At 69.4% G+C, this 23,170-nt stretch carries 16 protein-coding genes; all 16 read right to left on the reverse strand.

All coding sequences use genetic code 11. From position 1 onward, the window contains the following. Positions 1-593, reverse strand: a 593-nt coding sequence (locus ACLV8F_RS22545) for a hypothetical protein (RefSeq protein ID WP_411886435.1), incomplete at its 3' end; no start/stop codon positions are given. A gap of 194 nt (positions 594-787) precedes the next feature. Further along, complete coding sequence (locus ACLV8F_RS22550) at positions 788-1,777, reverse strand: FecR family protein (RefSeq protein ID WP_411886436.1); 990 nt, start codon at positions 1,775-1,777, stop codon at positions 788-790. Between the two features lie 84 nt (positions 1,778-1,861). After that, positions 1,862-2,377: an RNA polymerase sigma factor gene (locus ACLV8F_RS22555; protein WP_411886437.1), complete on the reverse strand. Its 516-nt coding sequence runs from the start codon at positions 2,375-2,377 to the stop codon at positions 1,862-1,864. Next, complete coding sequence (locus ACLV8F_RS22560) at positions 2,370-3,071, reverse strand: STN domain-containing protein (protein ID WP_411886438.1); 702 nt, start codon at positions 3,069-3,071, stop codon at positions 2,370-2,372. The genes ACLV8F_RS22555 and ACLV8F_RS22560 overlap by 8 nt, the downstream gene beginning before the upstream one ends. A 162-nt stretch (positions 3,072-3,233) precedes the next feature. Continuing rightward, positions 3,234-3,374: a hypothetical protein gene (locus tag ACLV8F_RS22565; RefSeq protein ID WP_411886439.1), complete on the reverse strand. Its 141-nt coding sequence runs from the start codon at positions 3,372-3,374 to the stop codon at positions 3,234-3,236. 4 nt (positions 3,375-3,378) lie between these two features. Then, positions 3,379-4,746, reverse strand: coding sequence for a trypsin-like peptidase domain-containing protein (locus ACLV8F_RS22570; protein ID WP_411886440.1), 1,368 nt, complete (start codon positions 4,744-4,746; stop codon positions 3,379-3,381). After that, complete coding sequence (locus tag ACLV8F_RS22575; RefSeq protein WP_411886441.1) at positions 4,743-5,276, reverse strand: YbaB/EbfC family DNA-binding protein; 534 nt, start codon at positions 5,274-5,276, stop codon at positions 4,743-4,745. The genes ACLV8F_RS22570 and ACLV8F_RS22575 overlap by 4 nt, the downstream gene beginning before the upstream one ends. A gap of 104 nt (positions 5,277-5,380) precedes the next feature. Beyond that, positions 5,381-6,172: a serine protease gene (locus tag ACLV8F_RS22580; RefSeq protein ID WP_411886442.1), complete on the reverse strand. Its 792-nt coding sequence runs from the start codon at positions 6,170-6,172 to the stop codon at positions 5,381-5,383. A gap of 83 nt (positions 6,173-6,255) precedes the next feature. Continuing rightward, the gene (locus ACLV8F_RS22585; protein ID WP_411886443.1) at positions 6,256-17,616 is read right to left on the reverse strand and encodes a filamentous haemagglutinin family protein; all 11,361 of its coding nucleotides are present in this window, start codon (positions 17,614-17,616) and stop codon (positions 6,256-6,258) included. Between the two features lie 188 nt (positions 17,617-17,804). Beyond that, positions 17,805-18,806 (reverse strand): FecR family protein, encoded by a 1,002-nt coding sequence (locus ACLV8F_RS22590; RefSeq protein ID WP_411886444.1) that lies wholly within the window; start codon positions 18,804-18,806, stop codon positions 17,805-17,807. Between the two features lie 121 nt (positions 18,807-18,927). Next, entirely contained in the window at positions 18,928-19,434 is a 507-nt protein-coding gene (locus ACLV8F_RS22595) for an RNA polymerase sigma factor (protein WP_411886445.1), read from the reverse strand. 31 nt (positions 19,435-19,465) lie between these two features. Further along, positions 19,466-20,113 (reverse strand): STN domain-containing protein, encoded by a 648-nt coding sequence (locus tag ACLV8F_RS22600; RefSeq protein WP_411886446.1) that lies wholly within the window; start codon positions 20,111-20,113, stop codon positions 19,466-19,468. Positions 20,114-20,357: 244 nt separating this feature from the next. After that, positions 20,358-20,651, reverse strand: a complete 294-nt coding sequence (locus ACLV8F_RS22605; protein WP_411886447.1) for a hypothetical protein — start codon at positions 20,649-20,651, stop codon at positions 20,358-20,360. Positions 20,652-20,687: 36 nt separating this feature from the next. Beyond that, entirely contained in the window at positions 20,688-21,260 is a 573-nt protein-coding gene (locus tag ACLV8F_RS22610) for a YbjN domain-containing protein (protein ID WP_411886448.1), read from the reverse strand. Between the two features lie 78 nt (positions 21,261-21,338). After that, on the reverse strand, positions 21,339-22,295 hold the full coding sequence (locus ACLV8F_RS22615) for a peptidylprolyl isomerase (protein WP_411886449.1): 957 nt from the start codon (positions 22,293-22,295) through the stop codon (positions 21,339-21,341). A gap of 146 nt (positions 22,296-22,441) precedes the next feature. Then, complete coding sequence (locus tag ACLV8F_RS22620) at positions 22,442-23,131, reverse strand: hypothetical protein (protein ID WP_411886450.1); 690 nt, start codon at positions 23,129-23,131, stop codon at positions 22,442-22,444. Positions 23,132-23,170: the final 39 nt, after the last annotated feature.

Here is a 23,170-nt window from a genome sequence, read left to right on the forward strand (position 1 = left end):
ATGGCTTTTTCGGCCGTCTGGTCTATGGTGACCTGCGTCCTGCCGCCGCCGGCGGCCTGTGTCGGCTTGCTCGCATTGATCCAGCCGGCGGTGAGGCTGTTGGTGTCCACCACCAGCCCGCCCGGGGCCAGGCCGTCCGGAACATCGGACGCACCGGCCAGCGCCGCCAGTTGCGCCGCAGCCTGCGCGGCTTGTTGCGCGGCGATGCCGCGGGCGGCCAGGTTCAGGTTGTCGAAGGAGCGCAGCATCTGCGCGTTGGCCCTTTGCTGCTGGCTTTGCGGGTTGGTGAGCCAGGACGCAGGGGTGCCGTTGGGCAAGAGGCCTGTCGTGGCCGCCGTGCTTTGCGCCGCGCCCATGTTCGCGTACCACGCGTTGCTGAAGGCGCGTTGCGCATGGACGTCGCCCGCGGCACCCGCGACCAGAAGAACCGCAATGGCCGAGGCCAGGGGCGCGAGCCTGGGTGCGAAGGGGGCGGAATTGCCGGGCAGGCTGCCCCGGCTGGAAGGCGTCTTGTGATCCCGAATTTGCGTAGCCATGGTGACCTCGATTTCTGTCGTAGAGAGTGCGGGCCGCACGCGCAGGTTGGCGTGCATGGCCCTGTGTCCACAAGCGCAGGCGACCCGTTCGCCAGCACCCTTGGCATCTAGACCGTTGGGAAGATGGAGATCGGCAAAGATTTTTTTGACAGTTCCGTGACAGTGGCCGGGCAGTTGCGCGGGCCGGCGGCAACAAGAATCAGACGGCTGTGCCCATGCCGGTTTGGCAATCCCGTCGCAACATCGGAGAGCTAACTCAGCAGCACCACACCGCCGGGCAAGGAGCGTATTTCCAGGCCCAATGAACGCTGCATCTGCGCGATGGCTTTGTCCAGGGCGTTGATCTGGAAGCGCCCGGTCACGGCCTTGGCGGCGAGCTCACGGCCCAGCAGCACGACACGGCCGGGGCGGTAGCGGTTGATTTCTTCCACGACGTCGCCCAGGGGGGTGTCGCTGAAGCGCAGAAAGCCCTGGCGCCAGGCCGACACCTGCCCGGCGTCGACACTGGCCACGCGGCCCATGGACACATCGCCATAAGTGAGTTGCTCCTGGCCGTTCAGCACCGCGCTGCCCATCGCATGGCTGACGCGCACCCGGCCGCGCAGGCAGGTCACGCAGACACCGGCGGCCACGCGCCGGACTTCAAAACTCGCATCCTCGGCAACGGCGCGCCCGGCGCCGGCCTTGACCGAAAACGGCCGGCCCGCGCGCCGCGTGTCGACGGCGGCCTCGCCGCCTATCAAATCAATGCCGGGCGCGCCGTCCGCCGCGCTCCACACGGCGACGCTGGTGCGCGTGTTGAGCTGCAGGTTCACGTCGCCGGCAAGCGCCACGTTGCGCTGCTCTCCGGTGCCGGTGCGGAAATCCGCCCGCAACTCGTCGGCCGACGGCCACAGCCCGAGCGGGGGCGCCACCAGCGCCGCGACCGAGGCCGCCGCGGTGGCGCCGAAGGCCCCGGCCAGGAATGCGCGCCGCTGCCAGACGCGCTGCGGCGTGGCAACCGGCGCGGGCCGCATCGCCGGGCTGCGCGCCAGCGACAGCTCACCGGCGTCGCGGAGCTGCTCCCAGCGCCGGCGCGCGGCGCCCAGCACGGCGGCGTGGCGCGGGTCGGCGTGGCACCAGCGCTCCAGCGCCGCGCCGTCGGCGCGTGTCATATGGCCCGACGCGATGCGGCGCATCCAGGCGTGCGCCTGGCGCTCGACCGGGTCCAGCGTTCGCTCCTTCGCGGGTGGCAGATTCATGGTTGAAAGCATGGCAGGGTGGGGAGCATTTTCTCAGCTCCTCTTGTCAAGACGGTTGGGGCGACGTAGTTCGGCATTTTTTGCTCAATCGTCCCTGGGCATGTGGGCCATGCAGTACTCGTGGGCGCGCTGCAGCTCCAGGCCGACCAGCCGCGCGGACACGCCGAAGCGCGCCGCCGCCTGCTGGTTGGACAACTCCTCAACCCGCACCGCCAGGAAGATCGCCCGCCGCCGCGGCGGCATGGCGTCGATGAGCCGGGACAGGATTTCGATGTCGTCCTTCGCCGAGGCTATCTGGGCCGGGCCCGGCGCCGGGTCGATGATTTCCGACATCAGGGTCCCCAGTTCATCGCTGCTCATATAACGCTTGTCGCGCTGCAGCTTGTCCAGCGCCAGGTTGGTCGCCATGCGCATCAGGTAGGCCAGCGGATGCTTGACCGGGTCGGTGCTCTCTTTGCGGTCTTCCAGGTGCACCCAGGTGTCGTGCAGCGCGTCGCTGGCGAGTTCGACCGAACCCAGGCGCCATGCCAGGCGGCGCTTGAGATCGTCATAACGCTGGGCCAGCAACTGGCGCAGCGTGGACAGGCCGGACTCACTCATGGGGATCCGTGATTGGAAGAGGCGCGCAGGCGGTGGACGCCGTGCCGGGGCGGGGGCGCACCAGCAGCACAAAGGGCCGTGCGGGGTCGGCCGGGGCCTGCCCGATGTCGAGTTGCCGCACGGCGCCCAGGATGGCGGCATCGCGCGCGCGGTTGCCCGTGGTGTCCAGCAGGCTGGCCTGCCTGACCTGCCCGGCCGTGCCGACCTGCACGCGCAGCGCCATGCGGTAGCTGCCGAAGGCGGCGCCGTCGGCTTTGCACAGTGCCTGGAAAATCCTGGCCTGCACCAGCGATTCGTAAGCGTTCGCGCTCATCCGCGCCGATGCGCCCGGCGCGGCGCCGGCCGCGCCGTCCGGCGTTGCGGCTGGGCTGGGCACCAGGACAAATGCCTCGGCCGCGGCCGTCTGCACGGCAAGCCCCGTGCCGTCGAGCAGCCGGCGCAGCGCTTCCTCGGGGGTGAACACGCCGTGCACGGCACTGGAGGTTTTCCCCTCGGCCAGCTCGGACGGGAAAAACACCGACAGGTTGGCGCGGGCGTCATACAGCGCCAGCGCTTTCTTCAAAGGCTGGGCGGGCAGGTCGAAAAGGATTCCGTCTTTGGCCGCCGGCTGGGCATGGGCCGCCTGGCACACCAGGCCCAACGCCAGCGCCGCCGCGCAGCCCACGAGTGCGTGCGCACGGGTGGATGCGACCATGCTTGCCATAAGGACTCGGACAACCTGTGGAGGAAGGAAGGGGATGAGGACGCGACAAGAAAGGCGGAATGACGGGCCGGCGAACGCCACGGCCCGAAGCGAACCACGATGCTAGGCAGCGGGCGTGACACCGGCATGACACCCGGCGGCCCGGGGCGCCGCTCACGGCGTTCGCCTCATTGAAAGTTTCTCGACGACCAGATAGACCATCGCGCAGACCACGTAGAGGGCAAGAGCGATCACCGTCAAAACCTTTTGCCATAGCGGCAGGCCCGAGAAACTCATGCGAATGATTTCTCCCATGGCGTCAATCCTCAAGCTCGCGCGAAGACGCGCGGGCCATCTCGATGGGAATGAAGATCCGCGTCGAGCCGCGCTGCACCAGCAAGGCCACCGCGCCGTTGGCGGAGCGGGCCTCTTCGGCCAAAGCCTCCGGGCTGGCAACGCTCTGGCCGTTCAGCGCGAGGATGATGTCGCCGGCCTGCACGCCGGCCCGAGCAGCCGCGGCGTTGGCACGCTGCACCAGCAGGCCGCCTTCGATGCGCAGCACCTGGCGCTCCTGCGGCAGCAAGGGGCGCACGATCAGGCCGAAGGGCGGGCCGTTGGCGGGGGCGGCTGGCAATGCGGCTTGCCGCGCCTCCAGGCGCTCCACCACCACCGACAGGGCCGCCGGCGCGCGGTCGCGCCAGATGGCCAGGCGCGCCGTGTCCCCAGGCGCGATGTCGGCGATCAGGCCCAGCGCGTCGGCCGACTGGACCACGTCCACACCCTGCACCTGCAGGATCACGTCGCCCGGCCGCAGCCCGCCGCGCTCGGCCGCCCCGCCCGGCTGCACATAGCTGACCAGCGCGCCGGTGGGCCTGGGCAGCCGGAAGGAATCGGCCAGGGCCTGGTTGACTTCCTGCACCAGCACGCCGATGCGCCCGCGCGTCACCGCGCCGTGGGCCTGCAGCTGCGCCTTGATGCGCATGGCCACGTTGATCGGAATCGCGAAGGACAGGCCCTGGTAGCCGCCGCTGCGGCTGTAGATGCGCGAGTTGATGCCTATCACTTCCCCGCGCAGGTTGAACAGCGGCCCGCCCGAGTTGCCGGGATTGATGGGCACGTCGGTCTGCAGGAAGGGCATGTAGTTCGCGCCCGGCAGCACGCGGCCCTTGGCGCTGACGATGCCGGCGGTGACCGAATTGGTGAAGCCGTAGGGCGAGCCGATCGCCAGCACCCAGTCGCCCACCGCCGTGTTGGCGGGGTCGCCGACCTTCACGGCCGGCAAACCCGTGGCGTCGATTTTCACCAGCGCGATGTCGGCCAGCGGATCGAGCCCGACCAGCCTGGCCTTGAACTCACGCCTGTCGATCAGCCTGACGCGGATCTCCGAACCCTGCGCCACCACGTGCGCGTTGGTCAGGATGTAGCCGTCGCCGCTGACGATGAAGCCCGAGCCCAGGGTGCTTTCATCGACCCTGTCCAGTCCGGGCGCCGTGCGCCCGTCCGAACGGATGGCGGCTGCCTCGTGGGCCACGCCGATGTTGACCACGGACGGCCCGTTGCTGCGCGCCAGGCTGGAAAAATCGGACGCGTTCCACGACTGCACGGGCGCGCAGGCCGCCACGCAGGCGGCAAGCGCACCGGCCGCGAACAGGCGGGCCAGGGTATTGAAAAAAGCGGCGGCGCTCACGTGGGTGAAGCAAAACTCATCGCGAGCTCCAGCACCATGGGCTGGCGCATGTCGCGCGGCGGCGGCTCTGACAGCGGCTGCGCCGTCAGCAGGCCGCGCAGGTCGGCATCCGCCTGCGCCTGGCCGAGCGATGCGAACTCCAGCTTGCTGACCTGGCCGTTGGGTGCAATCCACAAGCGGACCACCAAGGGCTGTGCCGGCACGGCTTGCCCTTCTTTGAGCAGGCGCTCCTGCATCCACGCATGCAGGCGCACCACCGGCTCGCTGGCCGCGTCGCCCAGGCGGTCCTGCAGCTGGTTGCCGACGAGTTGCGCATAGCTGATCCAGTGCTGGGGCACCGGCTGCGCGGGCGCCTGCGCCTGCGCGGCCAGGGGTGCGGCGGAGACGCTCAGGCCGATGCCGACCCATCCCAGCGTGCGCTGCAGGCCGCGCCAGAGGCGGGCCAGGGCACCCGGGCGGGTTGGCAGGGAATGGGACTTGCCGGACGGGCGGGACGGGCGCGAAGTGGTGATGCGTTTGGGGGTGGCCATGATGGAGTGGTGTTGTGCGCGCAGGTATGGAAGAGCAGGTATAGCGGAGGTATGTGACGGATGTGCGTGGATGCCGGTTGCGAAAGCCGGGTGGGAGAGCGCCCTCAGCCGCAGATCACCCCCACGGCGAGCGTGGACGCGCGGGCGGCGGGCGACTGCATGGGCCCGATCTGCGGGGCGTCGCTTTCAGAAAAAGGGATGCCGCTTTCCCGCAGGAACTGTTTGACCTGCGCCGCGGAAATGGCGTGGACCTGGGTGGCGCCCGTGGGCGCGCCGGCGGCCGTGGCGGCGCGGCTGAGCACGCGGCCCGACGCGCCCGGGCCGGAGGCAACGCGTTCGACCACCACGCCCAGCAGCAAGCCGCTGTTGCCCACAACGGCGCTTCCGCTGGCGCCGGGCTGCGCGCCCGAAATCAGCTGCAGACCGTTTTCCTGGTCCCCGCCGCTACCGCCGCCGGCAGGAATGGTCATCGCATTGCTCAGCAGGGTGGCGCGGTTGGGCAGGCGCTGCAGCACGCCGTAGGCTTCGGTGAACACACCGATGCTGGCGCCGGGCGCCGGCGCGGTGTGTGAAAACGTCGCACTCAGGTAGGGTTTGAGCGTGGTGCCAAGCACCGCCAGGTCCAGCGACTGGCTCAAGGCCGCCACCTGGGCTTGCACCACACGGCTGTCCTTGACCACATAGACGGCGCGGCAACCGGCCACCACGTGCCGGGCTGTCAGCACGTCCCCCTTGTCGTTCAGGAAAAAACCGCTGGCGTGCACGTCCAGCGGCGGCGGCAGGGTTTCGCGCAGCTGCGCATGGCCGGCGGACGCGGCCATGGCGGCGGCCAGCACCGCCCACTTCGCCATAAGGCGGCGGGCCGGAGGGCGCACGGATGCAAGGGAAATTTTCATGGATCTCTACTAGACGGTTTCCGGAACCCCGGACTGCCGTTTGTCACAAAAATTTCACAATCCATCCCCTGCGCGCCTTGGGGCTATTGCGGCAGCCGGCGGCGCTCCGCTTCGGTCAGGCGGGCGCGCTGCGAGGCGTCCAGCGGCCCCTGGCCCAGCACCTGGAAGGCGCTGGCGGGGTCGTAACGCACCGGTTGCTGCTGGTAACTTACCGGTTGCGAGCCGTCCCTGCGCGGCGCGGCGGCCCCGCCTTCCATCGGCTCGTTGCCGAAGCCGATCACCCGCACCGTGAAGGTCGAGGGCAACGCCTGGCGGGCGGCTGCGCGTTCGCGCTGCATCACGTCCTGCGCGGCCATCGCCGCCTCCGACGCCGCGGCGCTGGCATTGGTCAGCGCGCCAATGTTCACCGCCGCGATCACCGGGATGCCCTTGCTCTCGCCCTTGACCTGGATGTTGTCCGCGTTGAGCACCTGCAGGGCGAAGATGTTGAGGTTGCCCGCGACCCGGATGCCGGCGTCGCCGGCGTTGATGATGCCGCGCGGCGCGATCAGGTCGACGTCGCCGTCGCCCACGGTGCCTATGCCGCTGCCGCTCATGTCGGCCTTCTCGCGGATCATGGTGTTGCCGTCCATGTCGGTGATGACCTCGGCGGCCGAGGGCACACGCACCGTCTTGGAGCCCTTGCCCGCGTCGATGTCGCCTTCGCTGGCCCAGATGATCTGGTCGCTGCCGCGGCCGGTGGCCTGCGGCACGAAGGACAGGATGCGCGAACGGTTGACGGTCACGTCGTTCTTCACGAACACGCCGATGTGCCCGGAGTTGAGCGTCACCAGGCCGTAGCCGTCAGGCACGGTCGCACCGAGTGCCGCGACCTGCAGGCTGCCGCCCGGCGTCAGCACGTTGATGTCCCCGCCCGACAGGGTGCGCATCTTGAGCTTGTTGGCCGCCACGTTGCCCTTCCACGTATCCCCGGGGAACAGCGCGGCGATGGCAGCGTAGCCGCGGTTGACGCCGGCGTTCAGCGGTGTGCCGTCGGCGCCGCTCTCGTTCTGGTTGCGGCCCGCGTCGCGCAGTTCCAGGAAATACACCTGGCGTATGAACTGTTGTTGCGCCAAGGCCGGCAAGGCCTGGAAGCGCGCCCAGGCGTCCAGCGGCGCCAGGGTCTCGCCGGTGATGTCCTTCATGTACGACACCAGCCCGCGGCGCACGGTTTTCTGCTGCCCGCCCCGCGAGACGGTAAGGTCGCTCAGGTAGATGGGCAGCAGGCTGCCGTCGGCGGCCCGCGCCTTCAGGTACTCCGGCATGGCGGCCACGTTCGCCGGGTCCAGGTAGGCGGCCGCGAAGGCGTCATACGCGGCGGGGCGGTTCATGCCCGACATGACGGTGATCGCGGCGCCCTGCTCCGGCAGGCCCTTGATTTGCGTCAGCGGCACCGGGCGGTTGGCGCCGTCGTAGCGCTGGTTGCCCACGGTCTCCAGCGTCAGGTCGTCGGCATACACGTCGCGGCCGGCCGACACCACCAGCGCGCCCGCGCCCTGCACCGAGATCGTTCCGCTGCCAAGGGCGTAGCCGTAGGGTCGGCGCACATTGACCACGGCCAGGATGTCGTTGCCGGCTTCCAGCAGCGTGGTGTCGCCGGCATGGACATTGCGCGCGCTCATGCGGATGCCGCGTATGTCCGTGCCGGCGCGCAGCCAGGTCTGTTCGCTGGCCGTGATGTCGGCGCCGAGGATGGAGCCCTTGGCCGCGTAGATGCGGCTCGGCTCGTAGTCGTTGGCCAGCGCCAGCACGTCGGGGTTGCCGGCCTTGTCGTAGAAGTCCGCGCGGGTGGAGCCGGTGTACATGCCGATCTCGTTGCGCAGCAGCGCCGCCATCTCGACGCGGTACAGGCCGCCCAGCGGCGAGAAGGCGCTCGGCATGGTGATCGGCGTGGCCCGCGCCATGATGACTTCGGCGTAGGGCTCGTTCAGGTAGGTGCTGTTGAACTCATAGCCGCCGACCTCCATCAGGGCGTTGAAGTTCTGGTTGTTGAAGCGCACGTTCTGCTGGGCCAGCAGGCGCACGTCGTTGGTGGTGCCCGGCATGACGTACATCGGCCCCTGGATTTCCAGCGAGCCGTTCATCGCGGCGGCATGGATCAGCGCCGGGTAGCGGTTGCCGCCCAGGCCCATCTGCCCGTCGAACGTGGTGCTGGCGCTGCTCAGGGCCAGGTCGCGGAAGACGTAGGTGCCCTGGTTGACCAGCGTGATGTTGCCGCCGGCCGACGCCAGGTTCAGCGCGCTGCGGTCGGTGTAGCCGCTCATGTAGGCGCCGTAGTCCAGCGAGGGCGGGAAGCCGCCCGGGATGCGGGTGTCCGGGCCGTCGCCGTAGCGCACCAGCAGCGGGTCGACCACCGTCTGCAGCCGCAGGTCGCCGGCGGTGCGCAGGCTGAGCGTCGCGTCGCCCAGCGCCAGCACCGGCGCGATGGAGAACACCTGCGTGCGCCGGCTGTCCTTGCTGATGGTCACGTCGAAGCCGGTGGTAGTTTCACCGGCCCGGATTTCGCCGGTGCCGCGCGCCACGTAATACTGGCCGCCCCGGATGGCGCCGCCGGCGTCCACCGTCATGGCGCCGCCGTTGCGTGTCTCCATGGCCAGGGCCTCGCCGGCGGTGCGCCCGCCGCGCATGCGCATGTTGGTGGTCAGCGCGACCACCAGGTTGCCGAGGTCGCCGCCGGCATTGACCCTGACGTTGCCGCCCCCGAAGGCGCCCACGCCCTGCTGGAACTGGCCGTAGTTGACCCACCAGCTGGGCTGCTCGGCCGGCGCCATGATGTTGACCAGCTGGCCGTTGACGTAGGCCTGCGTCAGCAGCCGGTCGCCGAAGACCAGGTCGCCGTTCAGGTTGCCCTGGCGGTTGAGCCATTCGGTGAAACGTTGCCCCGAAGGCTGCGCGGTGATGCTGCCCTGCGCATCGATGTTCAGGTTGCCGCCTTGCACGCCGTAGGTGGCGTCGGCCCTGGCCGTCGTGAAGTCGCCCCAGGCCGTCATGTCCTTGCGGCCCGCCGTGTAGATCACCGACTCCTTGTGCGCCAGTGTCAGGTCGCGGCCTGCGCGCACGTCGATGTCGCCCGTGCCGGTGCGCAGCAGGTAGCCAGCGCCGTTGTCCACTGCCGGGTCGGTGCTGGTGTTCGCCGTGCCCACCACGATGTTGCCCTGGCCGGCGCCCTGCGCCGCCAGCGGCGTGAGCGCCAGCACGTTGGCCGAGGCCAGGTCACCGCCGGCGACCAGGCGCAGGTTCCACGACGGGCCTTGCTGCAGCACGCCGGTGCGGCCGGCCGCGTCGAAGCCGTCGCTCAGGTGGCCGCCCACGATCAGGTTGCCGCCCGCGCGCAGCGTCAGCGTGCCTTCCCGCGCGCCGGCGAAGTCGCTGAACAGGTTCCAGTCGCTGCCCAGCGTGAGGTCGCCCGCGCTGCGGATCTCGATGCCGGGCATCACGGCCAGCGACGTGCCCAGGCGCGCCTTGACCGCCGCGCTGTTCGCCGTGAGGATGGCCGCGTCCGCGATGGCCTGGGCCTTGACCGCGTCGACCGAGCCGCTGTTGTAGATGCTCACGCCTTCCAGCACGGCGGAGCGCGCCCCGGTGATGGAGGCCCGCATGGCGCTGACGGCCAGGTCCCTCTGGTCGGCCGTGCGCAGCGCGCGCAGGCGCACCACGCCGGCATCGCCGCCGCTCACGTCGATCTGCCCGCCGAGGATGTCGAGTTGCCCGCCGCTGGCTTCCAGCGTGACACGGCCGCTGCCGAGTTCACCGGTTGCGCCGGCCAGCAGTTGCGCGCCCTGCTGCAGCGCCACGCCGTTGCCGCCGGCCACGCGGATCACGCCGCCGTAGAGCGAGCGCGCATCGACGCTGCCGGTGATGTTGACGCTGCCCTGGTCGGCCGTCAGGCCGAAGTTTTCCACCGTGGTGGCGCCGTCTATCACCACGTTGCCCTGGCGGATGCGGAATTCGCGCGACCGGTTGAAGCCCGCCTCGTTCAGGCGCTGGCTGAAGCCCGCGAAATCGGGCAGTGCCGCGATGTCCAGCGCGAAGGAGCCGGCATGGCCGCCCGCGCCGGCCTGTGCCGTGATGCGGCCGTCCAGCACCACGGTGCCGCCGCCCGACGCCGCCAGGCTCAGCATGCCGGCGCTGCCGCCGGCCTTGTCGCCCGCTACGTTCAGGCTGCTGCCGGAGGCCAGGCGCACGTCGCCGCCTATGGCCGACAGGTTGATGCGGCCGGCGTCGGCGTATTCGGCCACGTCGAAGAACTGTTTGGCGAAACCGCCGACGTCGATGCCGGCGCCGTCCACCAGGGTGAGGCTGCCGTTGGTGGCACTCAGGTCCACGGTGCCGCCCAAGGCGACCGCGCGGGTGCCGAACAGCACACTGGCGCCGCTCAGGCTCAGGCGCGAGCCCAGGCTGTCCTGCAGGTCGGCCGCCGAGGCCGGCGCTGCGCCCTCGCCGCCCAGCACCTGCAGCGCGCCCGTCGTGGTGATGCTTTGCGCCGCGCCGCCGCGGCCCGTCAGCAAGGGCGTGCGCAAGGTCAGCGCGCTGGCGCCCGCGTCTATGCCGCCCTTGCTTACGCCCACGATCTGGCTGCGGCCGGCCAGCGTCACCGCGCCGAAACCGGAGAAGGTTTTCTGGCCGGCGCCCAGCACCAGCGTGTCGGCGTCCAGCGTGAAGCCGCCGCTGCCGGTGCCCTGGCCCACCGCAGTGCCCAGGGTGTTGGCCAGGGTCACGGAGGTTCCGCGCAAGGTGATGTCCCCTGCGCCCTTGCCGGCAAACGCCGCGCCGTCCAGCGTCAGCGCGTTCAGCCCCGCCGCGCCCAGGTCCATGGAGCGGTAGAAGTCAAAGCTCGAATAGCTGCGCAAGGTCAGTCGCATCGACTGGGCCAGCTGCGCCAGCGCGGCGTCGTCCAGCACCAGGCCGTCAATGCCGCCGCCGAAACCGACGCGGCCCGAGGCCACCGACAGGTCGATGCCGGCGATGCGGGCCGAAGCGGCCAGCTCGGTGCTGCGGGTTGCGTCGATCAGCAGCGCTGCGCCGCCGTCGATCACGGCGCCGGCGCCTATGCGCACCAGCCCGCCGGTGGCCGGATCGGTGCCTTGGCGAATGACCTTGACGGCATCGCCGTTGGCCACACGCACCAGCGCGCCCCAGTCTTTGGCGGGCGTTACCAGCACGTCATCGCCGGTGGAGGGCGTGCCTTTGTCGTCGTAGACCGCCGCGGCCTGCGGCGTGATGACCAGGTCACCGGCGCCGCTGGTCGCGCTGCCCGTGGCGCGCAGCACGCTGCCGGCCTCGATGTCGACCTGGCCGGAGGCAGCCAGGATGATTTCCGGGCCGCGCAGCTCGGAGCCCGAGCCGTTGCGCAGCACGATGTCGCTGGCCGTGACGTTCACGCGCAGGCCCAGCGGGTCGCCGGTGCGTTTTCCGCCGACCAGCAGGCTGCCGGCGCCGAAGTTCGACAGGCTGGTTGCGTCGATCACCAGGTAGCCGTTGGCCGCCAGGCTGCCGGCGTCCTGGCCGGCGCCGACGATGGCGATCTTGGTGCCGGCGATGTCGACCAGTCCGCCGCGGCCGCCCGTGTCGGGCGCCGAACGCAGCGTGCCGTCCAGTGTCAGGCGACTGGTGGCGTCAAACACCACCGAACCGCCGTCGCGCGGCAAACGCGGCGTGACGACGTCGCTGCCGGTCAGCCGGTACTGGGTCAGCTTGAAGGCCTCCGACGAGAAAAAATGGTTGGCAAAAGCTTCGTTGTATTCGGTGTAGCGGCGCAGCGTGCTGCCGGACATCACGCGCCAGACCGAAGCCACCGCATCCTGGCTGTTGCCATAAACATTGCCGCCCTTGCCCTGCATCACCTGGGTGCCGTCGGCCATGGCCGCGCCGCCGCCGGCGGGACCGGGCCAGGCCTTGCCGGTGGACTGCACCGCAAAGGCGCCGGGCAGCATCGCGTAGCGCGCCGGCAGCAAGGTGTACCAGCCGGCGGCCAGGCCCGTGCCGCCGGCCAGCCAGACGCGCGCGCCCGAAGGCAGGCTGCTCGTCGGGGCCGCGCTGGCATAGCCGGGCAGCACCGCGAACATGCCGGGCGTGGTCAGCACGTCGTGCGAACCGCCCGGGCCGGGCACAAACTCCCAGGCATACAGGTCGCCGCCGCCGGCGATGTCGACCACCGCGCCCCTGGCCAGGTCCACGGCGGGCGCGGTCAGCGTCACGCGCTTTTCGGGCGGCGCGTTCAGGGCGCTGTCGGAAGCGGCCTGCGGGTTGACACCCAGCGTCGGGTCTTGCCAGAGTTCGTTGTTGGTCAGCGTGCCGTAGGGCACGACCACGCCGGCGCCTGAGACCGATGTGATGCTGCCCCGGCCCAGGCTCAGGCGATCGGTGGCGGTCAAGGCGATGCTGCCGAAGGGCGCGCGCAGCACGCCGTTCTGCGCGATGACGGGCGCCTCCAGGCGCAAGGTGCCGCCGGCCGACAGCGGCATCGCACCGGGCTCGCCCAGCCGCTCCACGGTAATGGACTGGCCGGCGCGGATGATGGCCGTATTGGCCGTGCCGGGATAGACCTGGCCGGCGCGCAGGATGAGCCGGCCGTCCACGTCGAGGCCGAGTTGCAGTTGTTCTTTCGAGGTGATCTGCTCGATCGGCCCGCCGCCCAGGCGGATTTCACCGGCCTGCAGCGTGGTGGTGCCGTAGCCGCTGATGCGGGCGCGCACGCCCAGGCCGCCGGGCTCGCGCTGTACGTCAAGCAGGTCGGCCGCCAGGGTCAGCTCGCCGCCCAGGGCCGCCGGGTCGCTCCAGGCGGCCTCGGTGGTCTGGCCGGCATTGAGCTGGATGCGGGCCGCCGAGAAGCGGGCGCTGCCGCCGTTGAGGCCGTTACCCAGCAAGCCGCCAAAGATCAGCGTGCCGTCGACATGCACATTGACGCCGTTGGCCACGTTGATGGCGGGGAGCGTGACGGTGCCGAAGCCGCCCGCGCCCAGGGAGCCCGCCGCGATGCGGGCCGAGGGCACGAGCTGGACGTCCGGAATGACGATCTTCACCGTCGCGGCCGCGTCCGTGTAGAAATAGCGGTTCAGCAACTCGACCACCTGGCGCGAGATCGCGGTGTTGGCCTCCCAGGGCTTGCGTATGCCGGGCACGACCGGCCCGGTCACGTCGTTCGCCAGTTCGACCCCGGTGCCCATGGTCTTTTTCAGCGCCACGATGGCCGCGCGCATGGCGGAAGTGATCTTGACGGGGGCCGTGCCGTACTCGTCGAACACGTCGAGGTCGCCGCTGCTGATATTCACCGCGGTGATCACACCCGCCCGGTTGCGGTAATACAGGCTGGTGCGCGTTGAGACCGTCGGCAGCGTGGTCAGCGGGTCCGACGTCAGGGTCCCGCCTATCATCAGGTTCAACGAGCCGCCGGAAGCGCCGGGCCCGCCCGCGCGGCCCGCCATGCGGGCGGCCACCACACCCCCGCCTGAGAGGGCTATGCTGCCGCCGTCGCTGTCGCGTGCCACGGCTTGCGCTTTCGCCCCGCCGAAGCGCGGGTAGGTCAACTCGTCGATCTCGCCCGTCGCGCCCGACACGTCGATCAGCGCGCCCGCCGGCAGGGCGAGAACCGTGGGCTCGCTGTTGTTGCTCAGCGTGACCTGGCCCCCGGCCAGCACCTGGCCGGCCTTGTGCCCGAGCGAGTCGGTGTAAAGCACGGGAACGCCGCGCGCCAGCACCTGCGCCTCGGGCGCCAGCGTGACCGATTTGCCGAACAGGTCGATGCGCCCGGCCGGTGCTTCCACGGTGCCGCCCAGCGTGACGGCTCCCGCGACGGCCGACAGTGCCAGCGTGCCGCCGGCGTCGGTGCGCACCATACTGCCGGCGCCCAGCGTGACCGAATTCGAATAACTCGTCAGGCGAATCGCCGCGGGCGCCCGGGCCACGCGGTATCGCAAGTCAAGCTGGCCGACAGGCGCCAGCAAGGCCAGGTCGGCGCCGGAGGCGACGTCGCGGTAGGCGAAGTTGCTCAGGTCTATGGACGCGATCGAGGGCGACACGTTCACCCCTTGCGGCACGGTGATGTTGCCGCCGGTCGCCACCGTCACGTCGCCGAAGCCGCGTTCGCCGTACAGCGTGGCCGGCAGCACCAGCACGTTGGGTACGGTGGCAATGCCGCCCAGCTGCACGGCCACGCCGGCGTTGAGCACCAGGCGGCTGGCCGAGCCGGGCGCGTGGCCGCGTATGTCGAAGGCCGACAGGTCGGTCTCCGCCGTCAGGCCGCTCAGCGTGAGCAGGCCGCCGTTGCCCGCGCGCAGCGACGGCCGGCCTTTCTTGTCCGTATCGACACGCCCGCCGCCGGAGACGTCGAGCACGGCCGACGGGTCGACCAGGAACTTCGCCACGCCGGCGCTGATGCTGCCGCCGTCTATGGCCCAGCGCTGCGGCGCCATGCCGTCGCGCCAGGCATTGATCCACTGGCCGCTGACGTCCAGCCGGCCGTTGGCGCCCATGGTCAGCGAGCCGTCGATAGCGTCCAGCGTGATGCTGCCGCCGGGCGCGCGTATCGTGCCGTCGATGCGGATCGGGTTGGCCGACCTGTCGCCACCGCCCACCCGCAGCAAGGCGCCGGGCGAGAGGTCGACGACCGCGCCGTCTTCGACCGTGAAGCCGTAGTCGCCCGAAATATTGAAGATCACACGGCCCAGGCCGGAGCGGCTGAGGACATCGTCCGACAGGTAGGTGATCTTGCCCAGCGCCTGGTTGCTCGAGGCCGGGTCGGGCTGCGCGTCGTAGTCGCTGCCCAGGGCCGAGCCCGCGCCGAAGCCGGCGCCCAGCGGGTGCGGGTTATGGCTGATGATGACGCGGTTCGGCGACCAGGGCCTGTCCTCGACGCTGCCGCCGCCCAGCTGCAGTTCGCCGCCGAGGTTCTGCAGCGGTTTCTTTTGCTGGCGGTCGCCCACCACCACGCCGCCGGCGTAGTCGCCTTCCAGCACGATGGCGCTGCCGGCGAAGATCTGCACCGCGCCGGCCTTGCGGCCTTCCGTGTAGCCCGCCTCCAGCATGTCGCGGCCGATGACCGAGCTGGCCCAGGTCTCGGAAACGCCCCAGCGCGCGTGGCCCTGCGTGTAGCGGCCGGCGATGCCGGTGTACGCGCCGTCGGACAAGGCCTTGTCCATGGTGTACACGCGCCCGTCCGCGCCCCACAGCTTGGTCGCGGTGTTCATGCCGTCGAGGTAGCGCACCGAGCCGCCCGAGACGTCCAGCAGCGAGCCGGCCCGCGTGATGACGGCGCCGCTGGAGCGCATCATGATCTTGCCGGCGTCGGTCGACAACTCGTTCAGGTCGGTCATGCCGACACCGACCCAGCCCGTCACGTCGCCCAGCGGCGTGCCGGCCCAGGCGCCGGGCACGTAGTTGCCGGCGGCATCCTTGACCCACTGCACGGCGGACATCGGGCCGTCCGTGAAAATCCCGTTGGCGCGGCGGTCCACGATAACCTTCTTCCCGCGCAGCCACGAGTCCAGCAGCAGCGGCGAATCGCGCAGCTCGTTGATGCGAAGCTCGGCCTCAATGAAGTTGCGCGACATCGGCACGGCCGCGCCCTGCAGGCCGGCCACGCTGAGGTAGGCATCGCTGTCGATGTAGATCTGGCTGCCGTCACGCAGGCTGTCCGAGCCGAAAGAGCCGTACTGGATGGGCAGCGGGTTGGCAAAGGCCGCCATGTCGATGCTGCCCGAGGGCACGAGCACGCCGGCCCGGGACTGGACGTCGATCAGCTTGCCGTACAGCTTGATGCTGCCCGGCTGGTAGCGCGTGGCCAGCGAGGTGGTTTCGATCAGGCTGGTGTCGCCGGCATCGGGCAGGATGCGGGTCACGCTGTCATTGCCCAGGGTCAGCGTGCCGGCCAGCCAGCTCAGCAGCACGTTGCTGGTGTCTTCGTTGACGTAGATGTGGGTGCCGGCGCCCCAGGCGCGCAGCAGGATGGAGCCGCTGCGGTTGTTCAGCGCGGTGGTGGCGAGCGCGACGCCGTTCTGGTGCACGTTCAGCGCCTGCATCGTGACGTTGCCGCGCTCGGCCTGCACGATGCCGCTGTTGGTCACGTCGTAGCCGACGGCGGCCGCGCGCGCGGCCATCTCGGGCAGCACAACCTGGGCAAGCCCTTCCGCGAAGCCCGGGTTGTAGGGGTCTGTGCCCGTGACCAGCGCGGCCCTCACGAGGTTCCACGGAAGCGCCCAGCCGGGCACGGCGGACGCCGCGACATCCAGCCCGCGAATGGCGCCGGGGATGGCGGCCCCGTAGTTCGTCGTGTTGGGAGCCGTGTTCAGGTAGATGTTCTCGCCCGCCGCCAGGATGACCTGGCCGTCCGGCGCCGACAGGAAGCCGGCGTTGCGTACCTTGGGCGCGAACAACATCAGCTTGCCGCCCGAAGTGACCGCCAGTTGCGCGCCGGCCTGCACCTGCACCGCGCCGGGCGTAGCGCCGGGCACAAAACGGTCCACGCCGCCCAGCTGGTCCGGCGCCGTGCCGTTGCCCGAAACAAAACCGCCATAGATGCTGGGCGCCACCGCCGCGAAGTCGCCGAACTGCGGGATGGCGAAATCGTTGGCCTGCCCGGTCGCGTCCTTGATGACCTGGGCGTTGTTGATGCCCAGCTTGAATTGTGTGTCCGACAGCGCCAGCGACGAGGCCACCAGCGAACGCGTGTTGACCTGGCTGCTGCCGTTGAAGATGATGCCGTTGCGGTTGACGATGTAGACCGCGCCGTCCGCCTTGATCTGCCCCGCGATCTGGCTGGGAATGCCCCGGGGGTCGTTGACCCGGTTCAGCGCGATCCAGTTGTTGCTGCCGTCGGCCTTGTTGCCACCCCTCTGGTTGAAGTTGACGGTCGTGTTCTTGCCGACGTTGAAGCTCTCCCAGTTCAGGATGGCTTTTTCGTCGGTCTGGTCTATGGTGACCTGCGTCCTGCCGCCGGCGGCGGCTTGTGTCGGTTTGCCGGCATTGATCCAGCCGGCGGTCAGGCTGTTGGTGTCCACTTTCAGCCCGCCCTCGGCCAGCCCGTCGGGAATGGCGCTGTCGCCGTTCAAGGCGGCCAGGCGCGCCGCTTCCTGCGCGGCCTGCTGTGCGGCGATGGTGCGCGCCGCCAGGTTCAGGTTGTTGACGGAGCGTTGCAGCTGGGCGGTATCGCGCAGTTGCTGCAGCATCGGATTGGTCAGCAGGGAGACGGGCTGCCCGTTGGGCAGGCGGCCGGTGGCGATGGCGGTGTCCTGCACCGAACTCTTGCCGGCGAACCACGCGCCGCTGAAAGCCTGTTGCGCCTGCACATGCGCCGGCGCCATCGCGGCGCCGCCCGCCGCCAGCATCACGGCCACGGCATGGGCCAGCGGCTGCAGCCGGCCCCGGCGCGCATGCGCCTGCGCGGGCAGTTCGAAAGACAGGGCGTTCACGAGATCGGAAGATGAGGGTCGCATGCGGGCGCTTTCAAGCGGTTGGTGGACGTCAGCAGCCACCTGTGGTGGCCGCCCATGCTTCTAGACGGATACCGGCGGCCAAAGCTGTACACCCTTTGCCGCTTCCACCTTCTTTTTTTCTCCCGCGCAAAACTGCCCCCGGCCACAGGGCCCGGGCATCGCCATCAACTCAAGAGCACGATGCCGCCCGGGAGCGACGTCACCTCCAGCTTGAACAGCCGCTGGATCTGTGTGATGGCCTTGTCCAGGTCCCGGATGTAAAACTGCCCGCTCACCGGCTTGCCTTCAAGTTGCCGGCTCAGCAGGATGACGCGCCCCGGGCGGTAGCGGTTGATTTCCTCGACCACCTGCGCGAGCGCCGTGCGCTGAAAGCTCAGCAGGCCGTCGCGCCACGCGGTCAGCAAGGCCGCGTTCACCCGGCGCACGGGCTGCAGGATGCCCTGCCCATAAGTGACCTGCTGCTCGGCCACGAGGTTCACCCGCTTGCCCGCCACGGCCACCTGCACCAGCCCGTCGACGCAGGTCACGCATATACCGCCCGCCACATGCCGGACTTCGAAACTGGCATCCATCGCCTGCACGCTGCCCGCAGCAGCGAACACGGTGAAGGGACCGGCCTTCGCGCCGATGTCGACGGCGACCTGGCCGTCGATCAGGTCGACACCGACCGGCCGGCCGCCATCGCTGCGCACGCTGAGGCTGCTGCGCGTGCTCAGTTCCACCGTGACCGCGTCGCCCAGCGCCAGCTTGCGCTGCTCGCCGACGCCGGTCGTGTAGTCGGCCTGCAAGGATTCCAGCGAAGGCCAGAGCGCCAGCGGCGGATGCACCACCAGGACACCGACGGCCGCAGCCGAAGCCAGCGCGACGCCGCCGGCCAGGAAACGCCGCCGCGAGGCCGCGCCCGCGAGCCGGGCTTGCGGCCGTGGCGCGGTACGCAAGGCCATCAGTTCAGGGTCGTTCGCGCCCGCCAGTTCAGCCGCGCCGCGCACGGCTTGCCACTGCCGGTGCGCCGCGGTAAAGGCGCGGCGATTGGCCTCGCTGGCGCGGCACCAGCGTTCGAGCGCGCGCGCGTCCCCGGTGCGCGCCGTTCCCGAAGTGAGCCGTCGCACCCAGACGCGGGCCTGCCGCTCCGGCAAGGCGAGGTCGTCTTCGCGCTGATGCTTCATCACACCCTTGTCTTTCCTGAACCTGCCGGCCGCCCGGCAGACATTGCCGCGGCAGCATGCGGAGCTTCCATCAAGACATAGACGGTTCTCGCGCCCAAAAACTGTACGGTGAAATCCCTGCTCACTGCATATGCTCCATCAAATACGCGTGCGCGCGCTTGAGTTCGCGGTCCACCAGGCTCAGCGACACGCCCAGCCGGTCGGCCACTTCCTGCCTCGGCATGTCGTCCACCCGGATCAATATCAGGATGTTGCGGCGGCGCTGCGGCATTTTTGCAATCACGGCGGCCAGGCGCTCCGCTTCTGAACGCGCCTCGGCGGTCTGCGCCGGCCCGGGCGTGGGATCAGCCAGGTTTTCAAACAACTGCTCCACCTCTTCACCGCTCAGGAAGCGGCCGTCGGCGCGCAGACGGTCCAGCGCCGCGTTGGTCGCCATGCGCATCAGGTAGCTGAGGGGGTACTGGACCGGCTCGCGCGATTCGGGCGTGCTTTCAAGGCGCAGCCACGTGTCCTGCAGCGCGTCGCCGGCCAGGTCCACGTTGCCCAGCTGCAGCGTCAGGCGACGCTTGAGGTCGTCGTAGCGCTTCAGCATGAAGTCGCGCAGTACCACCAGGCTGGATTGGCTCATGGCGTGCGGTACGGGGTGACGAGGGCCGGACTCAGCGCGGCGCGCATTCGCGGGCGGCGCCCGCGCGTTGCGGCAGGATGAGCATGACGAAGGAAGAGCCGGCGGCTTCAGGGCTCCGCCCGATGTCCACACGGCCCAGCGCCGCCAGCACCGCCGCATCGCGGCCGGCGTGGCCGGTGGTGTCCAGCAGCAACGGCGCTTCGACACGCCCCTGGCTACCCAGACGGAAACTGATCGCAATGCGCGAATCACCGGCGGCCAACAGCGGCTCAGCGCAAAAAGCTTCACGCACACGCGCCTGCAACAGCCCGTCCAGGCCCGCATCGCGGACCACGGGCGCCGCAGCGGCCCAGGCGGCGGAGGGTTCCAATATGAAGGCATCGACCGCCGTGTAATGCAGGTCCAGCCCGGAGTGTTCTATCAGCAGGCGCAGGGCCGCGTCCGGCGTGTACAGGCCGGAGACGGCGTTGGACAGGCGGTTTTCCGTGAAGTCGGCGCTGTAAAAACCCGAGAGGCCGCTCACCGCGCCGAACGCTTCCAATGCGGCCTGCAGCGGCTGCGCCGGAATGTCGAACTGCATGCGCAGGCCGGTGCGTTCCTTGCCGGTATCAGGCGCCGCGTCGAACGCGCGAGGACGCACGGCTTGCGCCGGCCCGCCGGCGGCCTGCACGGTCGTCATCAGGAGGCATCCGGCAAGCGCCGCAGCGAAAGCGGCTGTTCGTTCCATAAGCAGCGGGAGGGCATGTTCGGTCAACACCTGTTAGAAAGCTGGCCGCACAACTCTCCGTCGACGAATGGGTTGCAGCTAGAGCGTCCATGCTAGGAAAAATATATGACGTGGTCATGACCGGGCACTGCACACGACGGGAACGCAAGCGCCGTTCTCAGGTGCTCAACGCCGCATCAGAGACCGCGAAATTTCTTCACCCGGCCTGCCCATCCCTGCTGTCTTCTTTTTCCACCACCGGCTCGGCGCTTTCATCCTTGCCGGGCTCGCCATGCATACGCCTGGCACGTGCAAGCTCCGCCTGGGAGATGTCGAATTCGTCCATGGATTCGACAAGCAAGCCCAGGAAAGTGGCGCGCTGGCGGCGCCAGAACAGCGCGGCGCGCCGCGTCCGTTCCAGTTCATGCGTGAGGGTGGCGTGGCGGAGTTGTTGCTGTGCGATGGCCTCCGCCGCCGCGGCCTGTGATGCGTCTTCAGGTGTCTTGCTCACATCAGTGCTCCGCGGCGCAAGCCGTCAGGCCGCCGCTCAAGCGGTGGCGGTGGCGTCGGCGCCCTGGGACGCGGCCACGGCTGTATCACCGCCCTGTGAGTCCGTTGCCGACGGCGCGGCGGCGGGCTTGAAATTGCGCAGGTGCAGGAAGAACTGGCCCATCATCTGGGTCCAGAGCTGGATAGACACCACGAGGTGCGCGGGGCTGATGCCGCCGGCGGCCAGCACGTCCATTTCCAGCGCGACGAAATCACCGTGCAGCGCGGCGCGCGCAAACCGTTTGGTGCGGTGCCAGTCGGCCAGCACTTCGCCGGGCAAGGTGCCGCCTTGCACACGCAGCGGGCAGCTCAGGGTGAAGTCCGCGTACTGGCCGGGCGACAAGGCGCTGCCCCACAAGACCTGGAAGCCCACGCCGTGGCTGGCGCTGTGCAGGTACACGACACCGTCCTGTTCAATCGCGGTGACGGCACAGCCGGCGGCCTTGATGGCGTCGGACACCTGCTCGGGGCTGACAAAAACCAGCAGCTCGCCGGTCAAGCCTGATGCATTGCCTTGCGGCGTTTGCGCGCCGGGCTGTTCGGCTGTGTCATGGGTGGAAGTGTTGGTCATCTGGAATCCTGAAAGAAGAAAAAGGGTAAGCGGGGAGCGATTCGGCGCGGCATGCATTCACGCAAGCCACGCCTGCCATCAATTGACTTTCTGCAATGCGGCGTCGAGCGCGGCGTTGTCGATGCTCACGCTGGTTTCGGGCGCGAGCTTGGCGAGGTAGTCGCGCACCATGTCCTGCTGGCGCTGCTCGCGCAGCGCAAGGCGCAGGCGCGGCTTGACTTCCTCCAGCGTGGCGGTGCGGGCGGCTTGCGACTCGACCAGCTTGATCACGTGGAAACCCGACTCCGATTGCACGGGCTCGCTGACCTGGCCGGCCTTGAGTTTTGAAACAGGCTCACGCATCTCCGGCAACATTTGCTCCAGCGGCAAAGCGCCGACGTCCCCGCCGCGCTCCGCGCTGCGCGGGTCCTGTGAACGGGCTTTGGCCAGCGCGGCGAAGTCGCCCTGGCGCGCCTGGGCGGCCACGCGTTTGGCCTCATCGCGAACCTTGGCAACCGCGGCCGCGTCGGCGCCGGCCGGCGTTGCCAGGAATATCTGCGAAACGCGGTAGGTCGCCGGAATGTTCAGGCCGGGTTTGGCTTGTTCATAAGCGGCGACTAGCTCGGCGTCGGAAGGGTATCCGGCCGGCAGTTGCGCAATCGACTCGAGGTAGGTGCCGCTCACGATGCGGGCCGTGATCTCGCGGACCGAGGCGTCGATGCGGCTCTTGACTTCCGGGCGGGCCGCCCAGTTCTTGCTTTGCGCCTCGCGCAGCAAGGCTTCACTGGCCACACGCTGGCGCAACCAGCTCTCGACACCGGCGCGGTTGCCTTTGACGGCGGCGCGCTCGGTATCGGGCATGCCTTGCAGCAGGCGTTCGACTTCGGTCTGGCCTATGGTCACGGCGCCCAGGCGGGCCACCACGGGGTCGGCGGCGCCTTGCGCGGCGGCGGCGCCCACCAGGGACGCCAGCAACACGCCCAGCGCGGCATGGGCCACCGGCATCAGACGCGTCAAGGGCGCAAATGGCGTAAAGGTTTTGGCGGTCGATTTCATGGGCTTCATCTCTTTCAATAGTCGTTGGTAAACAGCCGTGGGCGGACGTGCGCGTGTGTTTGCACGGCCTGCATCAGGATGACCGGGTGGGTCATCTTTCTCATTAGATGGCGGGAACATGACACAAACATTCCACTCCCCACGCTTCATTTCGCCGGCGTCGCCGCGGGCTTGGTTTCGGTGGCGGCTGCGGGGGCGGCCACGCTGCGCGCGTCAAAACGGCCTTCGTAGAGCTTGTCGCCATAGTCCTGGGCGATCTGCTCGTACTTGACGCGGCTTTGCGCGGCAAAGGGCTGGCGCGCGGCGATGACGCTGTTCATGTCCAGCGTCTCATAGGCGCGCAGGATTTCCTGCCCGACGGCATAGAGCTGCGAATTCTTCGCTTCGCATTGCGCCAGGGCGGTCTTCTGCTGCGAGGCCGCGCCGCCAAGGCGCTGGCGCTCGGCTTCCGAGGCGCGCGCCATCTTGAGCAACTCCTCATAGGCATTGCGGAACTGGGCCACCTGCGCGTTGGCTTTTTCCGCGAGCTGGGCCTGCTGCTGCACGCTGTCGCCCTGTTTGGCGCGAGCCTGGCGTTCAGCGGCCAGCTGGCCGCGGCTTTCCGCGAGTTCCTTTTTCAGGGTGTCGACATCCGGCGAAGCCGCGGCGGGCGCGACTGCGCTTTTTCCCGCGGCCGGTTGGCCGGCCTTGAGGACGGCCAGCTCGTTTTGCGCCTGCTGCAACTGCGTGGTGGTCGCCTGCAGCTGGGCACGCAGGCGGTCCTCCATGGTCTGCGCCGGCTGGCTGTGGGCGGACATACCCGCCAGGCCCGCCAGGCCAGCGAGCAGTAACAGCATCGCGCCACGCGATAAGACTTTCAATGTATGCACAAAGTC

Origin of the sequence: Polaromonas sp. YR568 (assembly GCF_943369675.1) — a bacterium.
In the GTDB taxonomy this organism is placed as follows: domain Bacteria; phylum Pseudomonadota; class Gammaproteobacteria; order Burkholderiales; family Burkholderiaceae_C; genus Polaromonas.

What these genes read in the sequence shown, in the direction of transcription:
- ACLV8F_RS22555 (WP_411886437.1), bottom strand. Translation starts at nt 2,377, where the DNA reads ATGAGTGAGTCCGGCCTGTCCACGCTGCGCCAGTTGCTGGCCCAGCGT.
- ACLV8F_RS22620 (WP_411886450.1), bottom strand. Translation starts at nt 23,131, where the DNA reads ATGCTGTTACTGCTCGCTGGCCTGGCGGGCCTGGCGGGTATGTCCGCC.
- ACLV8F_RS22550 (WP_411886436.1), bottom strand. Translation starts at nt 1,777, where the DNA reads ATGAATCTGCCACCCGCGAAGGAGCGAACGCTGGACCCGGTCGAGCGC.
- ACLV8F_RS22580 (WP_411886442.1), bottom strand. Translation starts at nt 6,172, where the DNA reads ATGAAAATTTCCCTTGCATCCGTGCGCCCTCCGGCCCGCCGCCTTATG.
- ACLV8F_RS22595 (WP_411886445.1), bottom strand. Translation starts at nt 19,434, where the DNA reads ATGAGCCAATCCAGCCTGGTGGTACTGCGCGACTTCATGCTGAAGCGC.
- ACLV8F_RS22575 (WP_411886441.1), bottom strand. Translation starts at nt 5,276, where the DNA reads ATGGCCACCCCCAAACGCATCACCACTTCGCGCCCGTCCCGCCCGTCC.
- ACLV8F_RS22590 (WP_411886444.1), bottom strand. Translation starts at nt 18,806, where the DNA reads ATGAAGCATCAGCGCGAAGACGACCTCGCCTTGCCGGAGCGGCAGGCC.
- ACLV8F_RS22560 (WP_411886438.1), bottom strand. Translation starts at nt 3,071, where the DNA reads ATGGTCGCATCCACCCGTGCGCACGCACTCGTGGGCTGCGCGGCGGCG.
- ACLV8F_RS22600 (WP_411886446.1), bottom strand. Translation starts at nt 20,113, where the DNA reads ATGACGACCGTGCAGGCCGCCGGCGGGCCGGCGCAAGCCGTGCGTCCT.
- ACLV8F_RS22610 (WP_411886448.1), bottom strand. Translation starts at nt 21,260, where the DNA reads ATGACCAACACTTCCACCCATGACACAGCCGAACAGCCCGGCGCGCAA.
- ACLV8F_RS22565 (WP_411886439.1), bottom strand. Translation starts at nt 3,374, where the DNA reads ATGGGAGAAATCATTCGCATGAGTTTCTCGGGCCTGCCGCTATGGCAA.
- ACLV8F_RS22615 (WP_411886449.1), bottom strand. Translation starts at nt 22,295, where the DNA reads ATGAAATCGACCGCCAAAACCTTTACGCCATTTGCGCCCTTGACGCGT.